Below are 15,776 nucleotides of genomic sequence, written 5' to 3'. Positions count from 1 at the left end.
CCCCACCAGCGCGGGACGCCCGTTCGGGGGCGGTGGTGGTGTTGCCGGGTGTGCGGCCGGGCGGCGCCCCGGCCTCTGTACGGGTGTGCTCAGCTGTCCTGTGCCAGGGCCGGTTTGGTCGACCACCAGCCGCCGGTGTCGGCCTCGCGGTGTCCTGTGGCGGTGAGTTGGCGGCCGTTCGTTTCCGGTGCCCACATCAGGGCCGTGATGCCGCCGATGAGAGAGACCATCGCCATGAAGATCATGGACCAGCTCAGGCCGAGGTGGTCCAGGGAGACCGGGAGCAGGAATGTGCCGATCGCCGCGCCGATGCGGCTGGCGGCGGAGGCCAGGCCGACTCCGGAGGTGCGGATCGAGGTGGGGAAGACCTCGTCGGGGTAGATGCCGGGGAGGATGCTCATGATCCCGTACGAGAACAGGTAGCCGAAGAAGCACACGGTGGCCAGCCACACCGGCAGCACATGGCCCAGGCTCACCAGGAACAGGGCGAGCGCGCAGCCGAACATCGGCCAGACCAGGATCGTGCGGCGCCCGGTGCGGTCGACGAGCCACCAGCCGGTGGCCGCGCCGGTCAGGGCGACGACGGTCCCGATGAGTGCGCCGGCGAGTGCGTTGCCGCCCAGGCCGATGGCGCGCAGGACGGTCGGCTGGAAGAACGTGAGCGCGAAGTAGGGCAGCACGATGCAGATCCAGAAGGTGCACACGAACACGGTGCGGCGCAGGTATGCGGCTGAGAACAGCTCGCGGTAGCGCGTCTGTTCGGCCTCTTCGGAGGTGAAGTCCTCGCTGTCCAGGGTGGTTCCGAGGTCGCGCTCGATGACGGCCACGGCTTCGTCCCTGCGGCCCTTGGAGATCAGCCAGCGCGGTGACTCGGGCAGGCCGTGGCGGATCAGGAGGCAGAACACCGCGGGGACGGCGCTGGCGGCCAGGGTGATGTGCCAGGCGCCCGGCCAGGTGGTGTTGATGATGTAGCCGAGGAGGTAGGCGATCACGTAGCCGACGTTCCAGAGGATTTCGAGGATCCCCAGGTAGTGTCCGCGTTTCTCGCTGGGTGCGAATTCGGCGAGGAGCGGAGAGCCGATCGAGTAGTCGGCCCCTACGGCGAGGCCCATGACGAGCCCGAGTGCGAAGACCATCCAGGGGGAGGTGACGAACAGCATCAGCAGGGCGGATGCCAGGAAGACCGAGAGGTCGATGGTGAACATCGGGCGCCGGCCCAGCCGGTCGGTGACATAGCCGAGGAGCAGGCCGCCGAAGAACGTGCCGATCAGTGTCGAGGACGAGATCAGCGAGTTCCATGTCGAGGTGACGCCGATGTCGCGGGCCATGGCGCTGCCGGCGAGGGCGGAGGCCACTGAGGCGAAGACGAACCCGTCGACGAACATGCCCCCGCCCGTGGCGACGGTCAGGCGCCGCAGAAAGCGGCGGGTGTGAGGGCTGGGTCCTTCGGTTGTCGGCGGTATCGCGGCGGCTGTGCTCATGGGCGGGGCCTTTCGTGCTGTTCGGTTGTTCCGGCGGACGCGGACGGACCAGCCGGATCGGTCGGGACCGGTCGGCTGCGGCGGAGGCGGACGGACCAGCCGGATCGGGTGGACCGGCCGGACCGATCGGACCAGTCGGACCGGGCGAACGAGTCGGCTGCGGCAGTCGCCCGGTCCGTCCGGTCCGCCGGTCGGCTGCGGCGGTCGTCGCGCCCTGCGGGTGGCCGGGTGTCACGGCGTGCTGACGGGAGGCGGTGTGCTTGCCGGGCGCCCGCGGCTCCGTGGCTCTGCGGCTGGTGTGCTCTGCCCGGTGCGGCTGTGGGTCCACCGCGCGGACACGTCGGTATGCGTCACGGTGCAGCGCGCTCCAAGCTGGTCCACCGCCCGTCGTGCACCGGGTCGTTCCCGACCGTGCGGGCGCATGTGTGGACGTGCACCTGCCCACTGCCCTGTTCTTCATGCCGCCTGTCCGCCCGGTCCTGCCGCGACCGCTGCCCTGTGCCGTGACGGGCGGTCAAGGAAAGAGGGTCAAGGAAAGAAAGGAAGAAGAGGATGCGAGTGGGGGGCTGCGGCATGAACGGGCGCCCGGTTCAATCCAGTTGCCCGGCCGCGAGCTGCCCCTAGGATCGGCGGTCATGGTCGACTTCTATCCCCCGACAAGCCCCTACGATTCCGGGTTCCTCGACACCGGAGACGGCAACCGCCTCTACTACGAGCAGCTCGGCAACCCCGGGGGCAAGCCCGCCCTGATGGTTCACGGCGGCCCGGGCGCCGGCGCCATGCGGCGGCCGACCAGGTCCTGGGATCCCGACGCCTACCGGGTGATCCGTTACGACCAGCGCAACTGCGGCCGCAGCACCCCGCACGCGAGCACACCGGCCGCCGACATGAGCCTCAACACCACACACCATCTGATTGCCGACATGGAGCTGCTGCGCGAACATCTCGGCATCGAGAAGTGGCTGCTCAACGGGGCCTCCTGGGGCCCCACACTCGTCCTGGCCTACGCGCAGCAGTACCCCGAGCGGGTCAGCGAGATCGTCATCCAGGCGGTGATGACCTCCCGCCGCTCCGAGATCGACTGGCTCTACCGGGGCGCCGGGCTGTTCCGCCCCGAGGCGTGGGACCGGTTCCGCGCGGGTGTTCCCGAGGGCGAGCGGGACGGTGACCTGCTCGCGGCCTACGCACGGCTGATGGACAACCCCGACCGTACGGTCCGCGAGAAGGCCGCCGCCGACTGGCTCGCCTGGGAGGACGCGGTCATCAGCGACGAGCCCAACGGTGTGCCCGGCATGTACAGCGACCGCGAGGCCGACGCGCGGATCGCGTTCGTACGGATCTGTGCGCACATCTTCAGCAACGGCGCCTGGCTGGAGGAGGGGCAGCTGATCCGGGACGCGCACCGGCTGGCCCCGATTCCCGGGGTGATCGTGCAGGGCCGGCACGACAGGGGCTGTCCGGTCCAGACGGCGTGGGAGCTGGCGAAGGCGTGGCCGGGCGCGCGGCTGCACATCATCGAGGACGCCGGGCACGCCGGCAGTGACACCGCGGGCCAGGTGGTCCGCGACGCCATCGAGGAGTTCAAGAACCGCTGAACACCCCTGAACGCCGGGGCGGCCGCCGGGTACCGGGCACCGGGGCGCGGTCTCCCCGGCCGCACGGCTAGGCGGTCAGGAAGTCGATGAGTGCCGTGTTCACCTCGTCCGGGCGTTCCTGCTGAGTCCAGTGTCCGCAGCCGGCCAGCTCGATGGGCTCGCGCCGCAGGCTGGGCATGAGGCCGGGGAGGCGCTCGATGAGTTCGGGGGTGCCGGGGAAACTGGCGACGACGTCGCGTTCGCCGTAGATGTACAGGGCGGGCCGGGTGACGACGGCGCCGTGCCAGGGGGCGGTCAGTTCCCAGTTGCGGTCGAGGTTGCGGTACCAGTTGAGGGCCCCGGTGAAGCCCTGGGAAAAGCTGTCGGTCAGAACATCGAGGGCGTCCTCGGTGCACCAGTGCGGCAGTACCGCGGGATCCGGCATGGCGGCGAGCCAGCCCCGCTCGGGGTCGACCAGCGGCTGCTTGCCCTCGAGGGCGCCCGGGGCGTCACCGCAGGCCGAATAGAGGAACTTGCGCAACGCGGTCCGGGTGTCCTTGGCGAACTCGGCGTCAGCGACGCCGGGGCGGTTGAAGTAGTTCCAGTAGAAGCGGCCGGCGTACTTCTCCTCCATGGCGGCCAGCGGAGGCTGTGTCCCCCTGAACGGGGGCGGCACACTCAGTCCGGCCACCCCGCGCACCATGTCCGGCCGCAGCAGCGCCGTGTGCCAGGCGACCGGCGCTCCCCAGTCATGCCCGACAACGTAGGCACTCTCCTCGCCCAGGGCCTGGATCAGTGCGACCACGTCGCCGACCAGGTGGAGGATGGTGTACGCGTCGACGTCGGCGGGGTGGTCACTTCGTCCGTACCCGCGCTGGTCGGGGGCGACCACCCGGAAGCCCGCTTCGGCGAGCGGGCCGAACTGGTTGCGCCAGGAGTGCCATGACTCGGGGAAGCCGTGCAGGAGGACCACCAGGGGGCCTTCACCCTGTTCGGCGATGTGCAGCCGGACGCCGTTCACGTCAACCATGCGATGCTCAACCATGTGGATGACTGTACGGGGGCCGGCCCACCGGCCGCGGCCCGTCGTTCAGACACGGTTGACCCTCGACCTTGTGCAGGGCCCACAGTGCCGGGTGTGGAGAACGACATGCGCAGCATCGGCGAGTTGGCCCGCGACAGCGGCCTGGGTGTGAGTGCCCTGCGGTTCTACGACCGTTCCGGTGTGCTGGTCCCGGCCTGGGTGGATCCGGTGAGCGGATACCGCTGGTACGGGCCGGAACAGCTCGAAGAGGCCCGGCTGTTGGCCCGCCTGCGCCGGGCCGGGATGCCTCTGGCGGACGTCCGGCTGGTACTGGCCGGCTGGTCCGGTGCGGATACCGGTCTGGTCCGGGAACTGCTGAAGGCGCATCTGTGCCGCCTCGAGCAGGAACTGTCCGTTGCCCGCGGTGAGTTCTCCGCGCTTTGCGCACTACTCGATCACAGGGAGAACGTCGTGACGTCACTGCACATCCCCACGGCCCGGCTGGTCACCGCCGCGCCCGAACTGGCAGCCGCACTCGATACGGTCCGTTTCGCGGTGAGCACCGATGCCAAGCTGCCGATGCTCGCCGGGGTCCTCTTCGACATCGAGGGCGAGAGCCTGCGGGTCGTGGCCACCGACCGGTACCGGATGGCTGTCGCACAGGCCGCGGTCACCGGGCACGACGGGAAGCGGGTGCAGGCCGTTGTGCCTGCCCCGCTCGCCGACGCGATGCGGGCCCTGCTGGACGGTGAGGGCCCCGTACGGCTCTCCGTCGACGGCGCCCGCGTGGCCCTGGAGGCCGGCGGCAGGCAGGCAGCCGGTCAGTGTCTCGACCACGACTTTCCCGACTACCGCCGTCTCCTCCCCCAGGCCGCGGAACGGCGCACCGTCGTCGAGGTGGCGGCATTCCGGAAGTCCCTGGAGACCGGCCCTGTCCGTCGCGGGGCGACCGGGGGGCCGGACCTGAGTGTGTTCAGGGCGGAAGACGGCGGCGCGTTGACCCTCTGCGCTGAGGAAGCCGAGGGCGCTGAGGGAGCTGAGGGCGCGGACCGTATCGCCGTCAACCGCCGGTTCCTGCTGGATGCGCTGGCCGCCGGGTCCAGGGAGCGGCTGATCCTGGAGTCCGGCGCTCCCACGGCGCCGCTCGCGATCCGCCGGCCCGATGACGAGACCAGCTTCTCGGTCCTGATGCCGGTCCGCCTGGAGGACTGAGGACCGGGGACTGGCGGCCGGCGGCCGGCGGCCGGAGCAGGCCGGCAGCCCACGCACGGGTCAGCTGCTCGACAGCCGCCTTGGTCACCGGGCGGCGTGAGCCTGGGCGGCTGTTTGGATGGCTGTATGGCTGATGTGACGGTCCGGGCTCATTAAGGTCGGTCCGCTGAGTAGTGCGTACCCCCGCACTGAGCACACCACTTGACTCTTCTCTTGCATTTCCTTTGCGCTCAGTAGAGTTGACTGGCCCGCGCACCAATGCGGCAGAGAGGGAGGGGTCGGACAATGGACATCGCACAAGCGCTCGCGCTCGTCGCGGCCACGGTGACGAGTGGTCTGGTCAGCGGACTGTTCTACGGGTTCGCCTGCTCGGTGATGCCGGCGCTGCGCGGCGGTGACGACCGGACATTCATCGACGTGATGCAGCGGATCAACACGGCGATCCTCAACGGTTGGTTCGTGCTCGGCTACATCGGCGCGTTCGTGTTCATGGCACTCGCGATCGGGCTGCAGTTCGGCGGCGGCGACCGGGACGCGGTCGCGCCGACGGTTGGCGCGTTCGTCTGCTACTTGGCATCGATGGCGGTCACCAGCCGGGTGAACATCCCGCTCAACAACGCCCTCGACGCGGCGGGACAAGGCGACGGCATCGCCCGGCCGCACGCGGTGCGTGAGGAGTTCGAGGGCAGGTGGGTGCGCTGGAACGTCGTGCGCGCGGTGTTGTGCAGCGCTGCGACGGGCCTGCTGTGCTGGTCCCTCGTCCTGCACGGGGCGAGCTGAGGAAGCGGTGACGTGGAAGGCGGGCGCGGGCTCGGTGCCCGCGCCCGCCTTCACCGGAGAAGCCTCCCGGCAAGTCAGCGGCCGCTGCCCAGCAGGGCCTCCGCGCGGCCGTGCAGCTTGGCGGCGTACGCGGCGCAGCCCAGGGCCGCCGTGTTGAGCAGTGTCCGCACGATGTTGACGGACTCCCAGGAGCCCTTGAACTTGTCGACGAGGGAGAAGTCGTGGATCTTGGCAGGGTTGCCGAGGTCGGCGAGCTGGTTGTTGAGCGGGATCTCCACGCCCATGGTGAGCATCAGGACGATCAGATAGAGCACGGCGGCCAGGCCCGCCCACAGGGCGATGGTCTTGCGCCCCCGGCGGAACTCGAGCACGGCCGCAAGACCCGCCGCGATGATCGCTCCGCAGAAGATGAGGACGAACAGGCCGTTGCCGTCGATCTCCGCGTTGAACTGCTGCATCGCGGTCACATAGGTACGGTCGTCGGTCTTGGCGAGTCCGGGCATGACCGAGATGTCGAATGCGAAGAACAGGCCTGCCATGAGGCCGAGCGTGACGACCGACACGATGTGCAGCCAGCCCGCGGCCTTGTTCGGTCGGGCGGGCTGCTGCTGCGGCGGCTGCGGGATCGGCGCGTAGGCGCCGGGCTGGCCGTACTGCTGCTGGTACGGGTTGGCTGTCATCGGTACGTCCTCGCTTTGGTCAGATTCGTAAGTACGGTGCCGAGGCGCGCTGTTCATGAGCTTAAGCGGATTTCCCCGGGCCGCCACGGCGTCCAGGTCTGTTCTGGACAGCATCGCGAGCGTTCCTCCAGCGGCCGTCGAGCGGCGCTTGAGCGGCTGCCCCCGGAGCAGCTGATCCGCGTCCGGGAGCCTCCCTGACGTCTGGTGGGCCCCGTGGCCGAGCGCCGCGGGGCCGCCGGTAGCCGGCTGTTCAGGCCACCGTGTTCAGCACCGTGCGCACGGTCGTCCGGGAGCCGTCCAGCGTGGTCAGCCACGCGTCGCGTTCGCCGCTGCGCAGCAGCGCCGTGCCGACGAGCAGGCCGCCGAAGCCCGCGTCCAGCAGCCGGGCCGCCGTCTGCGGGGTGTCGATGGCGCTGGCGCTGACCGGGCAGGGTGTGCCGCTCGCGATCAGCGCGGGCAGCAGGTCGAAGCTGCGCGTGAGGTCGCCACGGTCGCGTTCCTTGGTCTTGATGTCCTTGTTGTTGACAGCGATGACGCATTCGTCGGCGTGCGGCACCACCGCGATCTCGGCCTCGGTGGTGACCTCGACGAACGGCGTCAGTCCGGCGCGCAGCGCCGCGGTGACGAGGGTGCGCAGCGCGGATGCGGGCAGTAGCCCCGCGGTGAGCAGGACGGCTGACGCGCCCAGTTCTCTCGCGGTGTCGAGCTGCTGGCTGCGGGTGATGAAGTCCTTCTGCAGCAGGGGCAGTTCGGTGAGGCGTGCCACGTCGCGCAAAAGCTCGTGGGTGCCGCCGAACCAGCGGCCGGTGACCACCGAGATACAAGGGGCGCCGGCCTTCTCGTAGGCGGTCACGATCTCGGCGGGCGTATGGCCCGCGATGAGGTCGAAGCCGTGCGCGTCGCGCCGCTTGACCTCCATCACCAAGGGCCGCTCGGCCGTCAGGAGGGATTCGATGAAGGGGTGGCTCATGGATGCTCCTTAGGTGCCCCAGACTCGGGCGAGCCGGGTCACGGCGGGGCCCGCGATGCGGCCGTCGCCGCCACGGGCCGCGGTGTCGACGTCGATGCCGTGCAGCCGGGGGTGGTGCAGGACCCTCTCGTGGTCGGACCGGTTGGCAGGGTTGAGTCCTCCGGCGAGCCAGAACGGCAGGGTGAACCGGTCGGCCAGGTCGAGGACGGTGTCCTCGGACAGGCACTGCCCGGTGCTGCCGACACGGCCGTCGGGGGTGGTGGCGTCGATGAGGAAGAGGTCGGTGCCCGCTTGTTCGTACGCTCCGAGCAGGGGGCGCTCCAGGCAGGTGTTGCCCGTGACGTGCAGCACCTTGATGATGACGGCGTCCGGCAGGGCGGTGCGCAGGGCTCGCACGGTGGACGGGCGCTGGTAGGCGTGGAGTTGGACGGTGCCGATGCCGGTGCGGGCCAGTACACCGCTCAGCGCGTGGGTGTCGCTCAGGAAGGTGACCAGGACCGGATGGAGCACGCCGGTGGCGCGGGCGGCCGCCGCGAGGGCCGCCACCTCGCGCTCCGGCAGTTCGGCGGGGCCGCCGGGCACGCCGTGCCACAGGCCGGCGAGGTCGGCCCCTGCGGTGGCGAGCACGGCGATGTCGCGGGTGCTGGTGGCTCCGCACACCTTGAGTGTGCGGGTCCGTGGGGACGGCGGTGCGGGTGCCGGGCTCATCGGCCCAGGCCCAGCTGGGCCGCGATGCGGTTGTACTGGATCTCGTTGCTGCCCGAGTAGATTGTGCCGCCCACGGCGTTGCGCACTTCCTGTTCGAGTCCGTACTCACTCATGTATCCGTGCCCGCCGAATACCTGGACCGCGGCCAGCGCACTGGCCATGTTGGTCTCGCTGGTGACCAGCTTGGCGATGGCCAGGTCCTCGGTGACGTCCTGGCCTGCCTCCAGGCGCTCGGCGGTGTCGTACAGCCACTTCCTCGCCGATTCGAGGCCGATCTTCATGTCGACGATTTTGTTGGCGACCGTCTGGTAGGAGCCGATCGGCTTGCCGAAGGAGCGCCGGGTGCGGGCGTACTCGACGCAGCGGCCGAACCGGTGCCGCATCTCCCCCACGTTGACGATGAACGAGAGGAGGATCTCCCGCTTCATCACGTGGTCGAGCACGATGAACCCGCCGCCGACCCGGCCGAGGACCTGGGTGCGGGGGATGCGGCAGCCGTCGAAGTGGAGCTCGCTCAGCGGCGACGTGCGCAGTCCCATCTTCTTGACCGGCCTGCCGATGGTCAGGCCGGGCGTCCCGCGGTCCACGAGGAACGTGGTGACGCCCAGGGCGCCGCTGTCGGGGCGGGTGCGGGCGTAGACGACGAACACGTCGGCGACGGGCCCGTTGCTGACGAAGATCTTGGTTCCGTTCAGCACGAAGTCGTCACCGTCGCGCTCCGCCCGGGTGGTCATCGCCATGGCGTCGCTGCCGGATTCGGCCTCGGTGATCGCGTGTGCCCCGATCGCCTCGCCGGAGCAGATCGGTGGGAGATACCTCGCTTTCTGTCCGGCGGTGCCGAACCGGGTGAGGGGGACGCCGGTGCTGGCCATGGTGGTGGTGACCGAGAAGCTCAGTCCCGCGTCACGGCAGTGTTCGCCCAGGCCTTCGAGGACGTACATGGTGGTGAGCAGGGACTGGCCCAGGCCGCCGTGCTCCTCGGGGAAGGGCAGGGCGAGGATCCCGGTCTGCCGCACGAGTTTCCACTTGTCCCAGGAGAAGGTTCCCTGTTCCTCCTGGGTGATGTGGTCGGCGCTGAGCGCTTCGCCCCACCGGACCAGACCGTCCCGCAGGTCGGTCTGGTCGGTGTTCCAGCGGATCACTGTGGTTCCCCCTTCACGGGTGTGTCGCCCCTTCAGGGGGCCGCGGTTCAGTACGCGGAGGAGTTGTGGGCGTCGAGGCTGTGCACCTCGTCGCCCCGCAGGGCCGGGGTGAAGACGCAGACCAGGTGCAGGTCCTCGTGTTCGGATGCCACGAGGTAGTGCGGGTCGTGCTGGTCGAGGGCGTACAGACGGCCCGGGGTGATGGGGTGCACGGTGCCGTCGAGTTCGACCACTTCTCCGGAGCCGCCGATGCAGTAGCAGGCCTCGAGGTGGTTGCGGTACTCCAGGCGGGACTTGGTGCCGGCCCGTACGGTGGTGTCGGTGAGCGAGTAGCCGACGCCGTCGTCCTTGGTCAGGAAGCGGGCGCTGAGCCCGTTGCCCCAGTCGACGGTCTTGACGCTTGCCAGGTCGCGGATGATCACGGTCAACTCCTTTGGTGTGTACGGGAGACGGGTGTGCCGGCTTCGCCCGGTTCCGGCCGGATCGACCGGACGAAGTCGCGCAGCACTGTGGTGACAGAGCCCTCCTCGTCGAGGGCCTGCTCGACGCGGGCCACGCCCGCCGAGCCGACGATGGCGGCGTCGGCCCCGCTCGCGGCGACGGCCGCGACGTGGCTGCGCGTACTGACCCCGAAGCCGACGGCGATCGGGGAGTCGTTGTGCGCCCGCAGACCGGTGACGGTCGGGGCGAGCGCGGCGTGGCCCGTGGGGGGCGCGGTGCCGCTGCGGCCGTAGTGGGCCACGAGATAGAGGTAGGCGGAGGCGTCCCGGGCAGCCTGGGCCCGGGTCGCCGGGGGGCTGGTGGGGTAGCAGGTGCTGACCACCGCCGTGCCTGCCTCCTGTGTCGCCTGCCGGTAGGCGGTGCGCAGGCGGGGAGGTAGGCCGTGCACCAGCAGGCCGTCCGCGCCCGATGCGGTGATGTCCTTGACGGCGGCGTCCAGGTCGCGGTGCTTGAGCGAGTGGCTCCAGTCGGCGAGCAGTGCGATGCGCAGGTGGCGCAGGCGGGGCCTGACCTGGGCGATGAAGGTGAGTACGTCGTCGAGGCCGGTGCCGCGGTCCAGGGCGCGGCGCGCGGAGCGGCGTACGACGGGGCCGTCGGTGAAGGAGTCCGGGAACGGCACGGCCAGTTCGAGGCAGTCGACGCGCTCTTCGTCGAGCATCAGGACGACATCGGTGAGCTCGTCCAGTGGCGGGTCCCCGGCGTTGAGGAACAGGGCCAGGCCGGGGAGGCCCGGCGGGCGGTGGGTGAAGAAGTCAGCCATGGTGTGCCGCCCCGGTGGCGAGCGGTGCGCGGCGCCGGGTCCGCAGCCGCTGGGCGAGGGCCACGGCGGCGCCGCTGGTGACGGCCTCGTCGGTGGCGGCGAGTGCGGTGCTCCACTGGGTGTGCAGGCCGCCGGCGAGCGCGAGGGCTGCGGCGTTGAGCCGCACGGTGGCGGTGGCCGCCGGGTGGGCGCGGCCGCCGAGCACGGCCAGGAAGTGGTCGACGGCCTCGCCCTTGGGGGCGGGCGCGAGCGCTTCGAAGCCGCCGTCCGCCGTTGTCCACTGGCCCGCACGGATGTGGACTTGGCGTCCATGGCCCTGGTGGATCGTGTTGTCGGCGAAGCCGAGGAGTTCGTCGGCGCCCCGGTCGTTGGTGGTCAGCCACACCGAGCAGGTGGTGATCGTGTCGGCGAGGGTGCGCAGGTCGTCCAGCGGCATGGTGTGCGAGACGCCGGTGACCTGGGCGGTGACGGGCAGGTCGGCGAGGAAGGGGCCGAGCGCGTTGAGGAAGCGTCCGAAGGCCTTCATGCCCAGTGGTGCCACCGTGCGGGCGAGCCGGGTGAGTTCGGCCGGGTAGACGAAGGGCCCGGCGAAGGCGATCCCGTCCCGCTCCAGGTCCTCCTGGGTCTGCTCGTACGAGGAGGTCAGGCGCACCCCGAGGCGTTCGAGGAGGTCGACGGAGCCGAGGCTGGAGGTGTAGGCGCGCGAGCCGGTCTTGACGACACGCACCCCGGTGGCGGCGGCCACGAATGCGGCGGCCGTCGAGACGTTGAAGGTGGCGGGGCCGCCACCGGTGCCCACGATGTTGACGCTTGCGGGCCAGGCGGGCCCGGGGCGTGCGGGGCGCCGCTCCAGAAGCGAGGCGTGCAGGGCGGCCAGCGTCGCGGGGTCGGGGAGCCGGGTGGTCAGGGAGGCCAGCAGGGTGACGGCCTGCTCCGCGGGGAGCTTGCCGTCACCGAGCTGGTCCCACAGCGACCGCCAGGTCTCGCGCTCGGCCACCGTGCGCCGGGCCAGCAGGCCGGTGAGCGCGTCGTGCATGGCTAGCTGGTCACCCCCTGGCGCGAGCCCACGATGAAGGCGTCGATGGCGGCGGCGCTGCGGAAGTTGTCCGGGTCCAGGTCCGTGTCGTCGACAGCGAGCCCGAAGCGGTCCTCCACCCACGCGATCAGCTTCAGCAGGCCGAGGGAGTCGATGGCTCCGCTCGACAACAGGTCCTGCTCGTCGGCGAGTTGGTTCTCGGTCAGGTCGGGCAGGAACTCCTCGATGAGGAACTTTTTGATGGTGGCGGTGTTGCTCATGACGTCCTTCCTTCTACTGGGGTCAGCTCCCGGGGACGGTCCGCCGGCGGTGCCGGGGATGGTCCGCGGAGCCGGTCGAGCGCGGTGCGGTCGACCTTTCCGGTGGCTGTCTTGGGCAGCGGTTCGTCGGTGATCAGCAGGACGCCGGGGACGGCCGCCCTGGGCAGGGCGCGGGCACAGTGCTCCTTCAGCAGGAGGCTGTTGAGCCCGCTGCCGGGTGCCCGACGCACCCCGGCGACCAGCCGCTTGCCGGTCAGCGGGTCGGGCTGGGCTGCGACACCGGCCTCCAGGACGGCGGGGTGGCGCAGCAGCACCTGTTCGATCTCGGCGGTGTTGACGGCGACCCCCCGTACCTTGACCTGGAAGTCGCTGCGCCCGGTCAGGTGCAGCAGGCCGTCGGTGTCGCGGCGTACGAGGTCGCCGGTGCGGAACCAGCGGTTGTCGTCGTGGCCGAGCGGGTGGCCGGTGAACTTGCCCCGGCTGCGGGCCGGGTCGAGGTATCCGCCGGACTGGAAGGGTGTCCTGACGTAGAGCTCTCCGGTGCCGGGTCCTGTCACCTCGGCGCCGTCGGCGTCGAGGACGAGTGCCGAGACTCCGGGCAGCGGGATCCCGATGGGCACGGGCGGGACGGCTGTGGCGGTGGGTTCGATCTCGTGGACGAAGCTGTCGTTGGTCTCGGTGCAGCCGTAGATGTTCGCCAGGCGTGCCGCGGGCAGCAGTTCGCGCAGTTCGGCCAGGGTGCGGTCGGGCAGGGCGTCGCCGGTGAAAGCAGCACGGCGTACCGAGGGCAGGATCACGCCCGCCCGGTGCGCGGCGTCCAGGACGATCCGGTAGAACATCGGTACCGCTTGGACCACTTGTACGTCGTGGCGGAGCAGCAGGCCGAGCAGATGCCTGCCGTCGACTGCCTGCTCGGGGTCGACGAGGACGACGCGGCCGCCGTGCGCGAGGGTGCTCCACACGTCCAGCAGGCACAGGTCGAAGTTGAGCGGTGCGTGGTTGAGGACGGTGGTGCCGGCCGTGATGCCGAACGCCGGTCCGGCCCAGGCGACGAAGTGGTTCACCGCCTGGGGGCCGAGCGGCACGATCTTGGGCAGTCCGGTGGAGCCGGACGTGGTCAGCATGAATGTGGTGTCCCGCGGAACGGGGTGGGGGGTGCGGCTGTGGTCCGGTGCGGGTGTGTGCTGCGGTTCGCCTTCGGGGGCCAGTACGTGGCGGCAGCCGGCCTGAGCGAACAGCTGGGTGAGCAGTGTGTCGGCGAGCTGTGGCGACGGCAGCAGGAACGGGCGGCGGGCGAGCAGGCAGCCGAGGACGAGGGCGATGGCGGCGGGTGACTTGGCTGCGAGGATGCCGACGGGCTCGCCGGCGGACAGGGCCAGCAGGGCGAGGCGTTCGCGTTCGCGGCCCGCCATGTCGTAGAGCTCGCGGTAGCTGGTCTGTGTCCCGTGCCACACGAGTGCGGGTGCGTCGGGTCGCGCGCGGACCTGGGTGAGGAAGCCGTGCAGCAGCCCGGTGACCGGGTCAGTCATGGTGGCCGTCCGGCAGTGGTGCTGCGAGTGCCAGCTGGGCCCAGCCGTTCTTGACGGCGATGCCGTCGGGGGTGCGGCAGGTGAAGCGGACCAGGGTGGGCGCGGCGTCCGGGGCGAGTTCCACGCGCAGCGTCGCGCCGGGTGCCACCGGTGCGGAGAACCGGCCGCCGGCGGCCACGATCCGGGTGATGTCGCCGTCCGCGTACCGGTCGGCGATTTCCTCCAGGGCCAGGGCGAGCACGCTCATGCCGTGGGCGATGACGGTGGGGAAGCCGGCGTCGCGGGCGGCCAGGGCGTCGAGGTGGATCGGGTTGAGGTCGCCGGAGGCCTGGGCGTAGCCGCGGATCCATTCGGGGGTCGGTCGGTGTTCGGCGTGGGCCGTCCCGCCCGCCTCGCCCAGGGGGGCGGGCGCGGGCGGGGAGGGGATCTGTCCGAACGGTTCGATGGTGCTCGCGCCCAGCAGGAGGGCGCTGGTGAGGAGTTCGGCATGGCTGGTGCGGTCCGGTCCGGTGAGGCGGGCGCGGACGGCGACGCGGGTGCCGCGCGGTTCGCGGCGGGCGCCGAGCACGTCGAGCGTTACGGTGATCTGCTCGCCCGGGCGGACCGGGCGTTCGATGCGGATGTCCTGGCCGAGGTGGACCACGGAGACGGGCTCCGGTTCGGCTGCGGCCAGTTCGCGGACGGTCGCGTCGGCGAGGGTGTGGGCGAGGACGAAGGCGTGGACCGGCGAAGCGGCGCAGTGCGTTCCGGAAGCCGTGGCCGGGGCCGGGGCCGGCAGGATCGCGCGGACGGCGGCCCGCAGGGCGCTCACCTCGTCCTGGGTGACGGTGTGCTGGGTGGTGTGCGCCGGGGTGGGGATGGTGGTCGTCATACCGGTGCCACCACCAGGCTCGCGTTGTGGCCGCCGAAGCCGAAGGAGTTCGACAGGGCGGGCCCCAGGGCGACGGGCCGTGGGCTTGTGTGCACCACGTCGATCTCCATTCCGGGCTCCAGGTGTTCGTGGTTGGCGGTGGGCGGTACCTCTTGGGCCCGCATCGCCTGCACGGCGGCGATGATCTCGACGGCCCCGGCGGCCCCGATGAGGTGGCCGATGACGCCCTTGGGTGCGGTGACGGGGGGTCCGTGCGAGCCGAAGACCTTGGTCAGGGCTGCCGCTTCGGCGCGGTCGTTGTGCGGGGTCGAGGTGCCGTGTGCGTTGATGTGGACGATCTCGTCGGGGGCCAGGCCCGCGTCGGCGAGGGCACCGTTCATCGCGGCGACGGCGCCTGCGCCGTCGGGCAGCGGCATCGACAGGTGGTGGGCGTCGGCGGTGGCGGCGTACCCGGCGATCTCCGCGTAGAGCCGGGCGCCGCGTGCCCGTGCGTCGTCGAGGCGTTCCAGGACGACGAATCCGGCCCCCTCCCCCATGACGAACCCGTCGCGGCCGGTGTCGAACGGGCGTGAGGCGTGCGCGGGATCGTCGTTGCGCGCGGAGACGGCGTTGAGGTTGCCGAACGCGGCGAGGGTGACGGGGGTGAGCGTGGCTTCGCAGCCGCCGGCGATCACCATGTCGGCGCGGTGGGACTGCAGCAGCGATGTGGCGTGCCCGATCGCGTCGACTCCGCTCGCGCAGGTGGTGGCGATGGTGGTGGCCGGGCCGGTCCAGCCCAGCCGCATCGCGATCTGGGCCGCCGCGGCGTTCGGCATGGTCAGCAGCGGCATCAGCGGATTGACCCGGTGCGGGCCCGCCTCGCTGAAGTGCGCCGACTCGCGGTCGCTGGTGGCCCGCCCGCCCACCGCGTTGCCGACCACGATCGCGGTGCGCTGCGGGTCGGGTGCCGGGGCTCCCGCGTCGCGGTGGGCGGCCAGCGCGGCCGTGGTGCCGTACAGCGCGAACGGGTCCATGCGTCGGGCGTCCTTGGCGGGCACCAGCGCGCGGGGCCCGTCGATGTCGAGCCCGCTGACCCGGCAGCCGATGCGGGCCCGGTGGCGGCTCAGGTCGAAGTGGTCGAGCTCGGCGGCGGTGGAGCGGCCGGCGCGCAGCGCGGCCCACAGGGCTTCGGGCGTGCACCCGGCCGGCGTGACCACGCCGATCCCGGTGATCACCACCGGGGGGCGGGGGGCGGCTGCGGCAGTCATC

At 71.1% G+C, this 15,776-nt stretch carries 16 protein-coding genes; 3 read left to right on the top strand and 13 right to left on the bottom strand.

The window, feature by feature from the left end; translation table 11 throughout:
* Positions 1–89: 89 nt before the first annotated feature.
* A complete protein-coding gene (locus OG510_RS36655) occupies positions 90–1,481 on the bottom strand; it encodes an MFS transporter (protein ID WP_406134613.1) in 1,392 nt (463 codons plus the stop codon).
* A 635-nt stretch (positions 1,482–2,116) separates the two neighbouring features.
* Between OG510_RS36655 and pip the strand changes: the two genes are divergently transcribed.
* Entirely contained in the window at positions 2,117–3,076 is a 960-nt protein-coding gene (gene pip / locus OG510_RS36650) for a prolyl aminopeptidase (protein ID WP_406134614.1), read from the top strand.
* A 67-nt stretch (positions 3,077–3,143) separates the two neighbouring features.
* Here the strand turns inward: pip and OG510_RS36645 are convergent, their stop codons facing one another.
* On the bottom strand, positions 3,144–4,100 hold the full coding sequence (locus tag OG510_RS36645) for an alpha/beta fold hydrolase (protein WP_406134615.1): 957 nt from the start codon (positions 4,098–4,100) through the stop codon (positions 3,144–3,146).
* Between the two features lie 93 nt (positions 4,101–4,193).
* Between OG510_RS36645 and OG510_RS36640 the strand changes: the two genes are divergently transcribed.
* On the top strand, positions 4,194–5,291 hold the full coding sequence (locus OG510_RS36640; protein WP_406134616.1) for a MerR family transcriptional regulator: 1,098 nt from the start codon (positions 4,194–4,196) through the stop codon (positions 5,289–5,291).
* Positions 5,292–5,576: 285 nt separating this feature from the next.
* Positions 5,577–6,071 (top strand): DUF1772 domain-containing protein, encoded by a 495-nt coding sequence (locus OG510_RS36635; RefSeq protein ID WP_406134617.1) that lies wholly within the window; start codon positions 5,577–5,579, stop codon positions 6,069–6,071.
* Between the two features lie 74 nt (positions 6,072–6,145).
* On the opposite strand, the gene OG510_RS36630 is transcribed toward OG510_RS36635, so the two are convergent.
* From OG510_RS36630 to OG510_RS36580, 11 genes are all read right to left on the bottom strand, one after another.
* On the bottom strand, positions 6,146–6,751 hold the full coding sequence (locus OG510_RS36630; RefSeq protein ID WP_406134618.1) for a DUF1772 domain-containing protein: 606 nt from the start codon (positions 6,749–6,751) through the stop codon (positions 6,146–6,148).
* 250 nt (positions 6,752–7,001) lie between these two features.
* Positions 7,002–7,721, bottom strand: a complete 720-nt coding sequence (locus tag OG510_RS36625) for an indole-3-glycerol-phosphate synthase (protein ID WP_406134619.1) — start codon at positions 7,719–7,721, stop codon at positions 7,002–7,004.
* Positions 7,722–7,730: 9 nt separating this feature from the next.
* Positions 7,731–8,429 (bottom strand): N-(5'-phosphoribosyl)anthranilate isomerase, encoded by a 699-nt coding sequence (locus OG510_RS36620; RefSeq protein WP_406134621.1) that lies wholly within the window; start codon positions 8,427–8,429, stop codon positions 7,731–7,733.
* Positions 8,426–9,571: an acyl-CoA dehydrogenase family protein gene (locus tag OG510_RS36615; RefSeq protein WP_406134622.1), complete on the bottom strand. Its 1,146-nt coding sequence runs from the start codon at positions 9,569–9,571 to the stop codon at positions 8,426–8,428. Before OG510_RS36615 ends, OG510_RS36620 begins: the two co-directional genes overlap by 4 nt.
* Before the next feature lie 47 nt (positions 9,572–9,618).
* Positions 9,619–9,993, bottom strand: coding sequence for an ectoine synthase (locus OG510_RS36610; protein ID WP_406134624.1), 375 nt, complete (start codon positions 9,991–9,993; stop codon positions 9,619–9,621).
* A 2-nt stretch (positions 9,994–9,995) separates the two neighbouring features.
* The gene (gene trpA / locus OG510_RS36605; RefSeq protein ID WP_406134626.1) at positions 9,996–10,832 is read right to left on the bottom strand and encodes a tryptophan synthase subunit alpha; all 837 of its coding nucleotides are present in this window, start codon (positions 10,830–10,832) and stop codon (positions 9,996–9,998) included.
* Positions 10,825–11,868, bottom strand: coding sequence for a hypothetical protein (locus OG510_RS36600; protein WP_406134627.1), 1,044 nt, complete (start codon positions 11,866–11,868; stop codon positions 10,825–10,827). Before OG510_RS36600 ends, trpA begins: the two co-directional genes overlap by 8 nt.
* A gap of 2 nt (positions 11,869–11,870) precedes the next feature.
* Positions 11,871–12,128 carry a phosphopantetheine-binding protein gene (locus OG510_RS36595; protein WP_406134628.1) on the bottom strand — a complete coding sequence of 86 codons (258 nt, stop codon included), beginning with the start codon at positions 12,126–12,128 and terminating at the stop codon, positions 11,871–11,873.
* A complete protein-coding gene (locus OG510_RS36590; protein ID WP_406134629.1) occupies positions 12,125–13,657 on the bottom strand; it encodes an AMP-binding protein in 1,533 nt (510 codons plus the stop codon). Before OG510_RS36590 ends, OG510_RS36595 begins: the two co-directional genes overlap by 4 nt.
* On the bottom strand, positions 13,650–14,528 hold the full coding sequence (locus tag OG510_RS36585; protein ID WP_406134630.1) for a MaoC/PaaZ C-terminal domain-containing protein: 879 nt from the start codon (positions 14,526–14,528) through the stop codon (positions 13,650–13,652). The genes OG510_RS36590 and OG510_RS36585 overlap by 8 nt, the downstream gene beginning before the upstream one ends.
* On the bottom strand, positions 14,525–15,775 hold the full coding sequence (locus OG510_RS36580; RefSeq protein WP_406134631.1) for a beta-ketoacyl-[acyl-carrier-protein] synthase family protein: 1,251 nt from the start codon (positions 15,773–15,775) through the stop codon (positions 14,525–14,527). The genes OG510_RS36585 and OG510_RS36580 overlap by 4 nt, the downstream gene beginning before the upstream one ends.
* Position 15,776: the final 1 nt, after the last annotated feature.

The sequence above is a fragment of the Streptomyces sp. NBC_01089 genome (assembly GCF_045162975.1).
Classification (GTDB): Bacteria; Actinomycetota; Actinomycetes; order Streptomycetales; family Streptomycetaceae; genus Streptomyces.
This window is presented reverse-complemented; position numbering and strand designations above follow the sequence as displayed.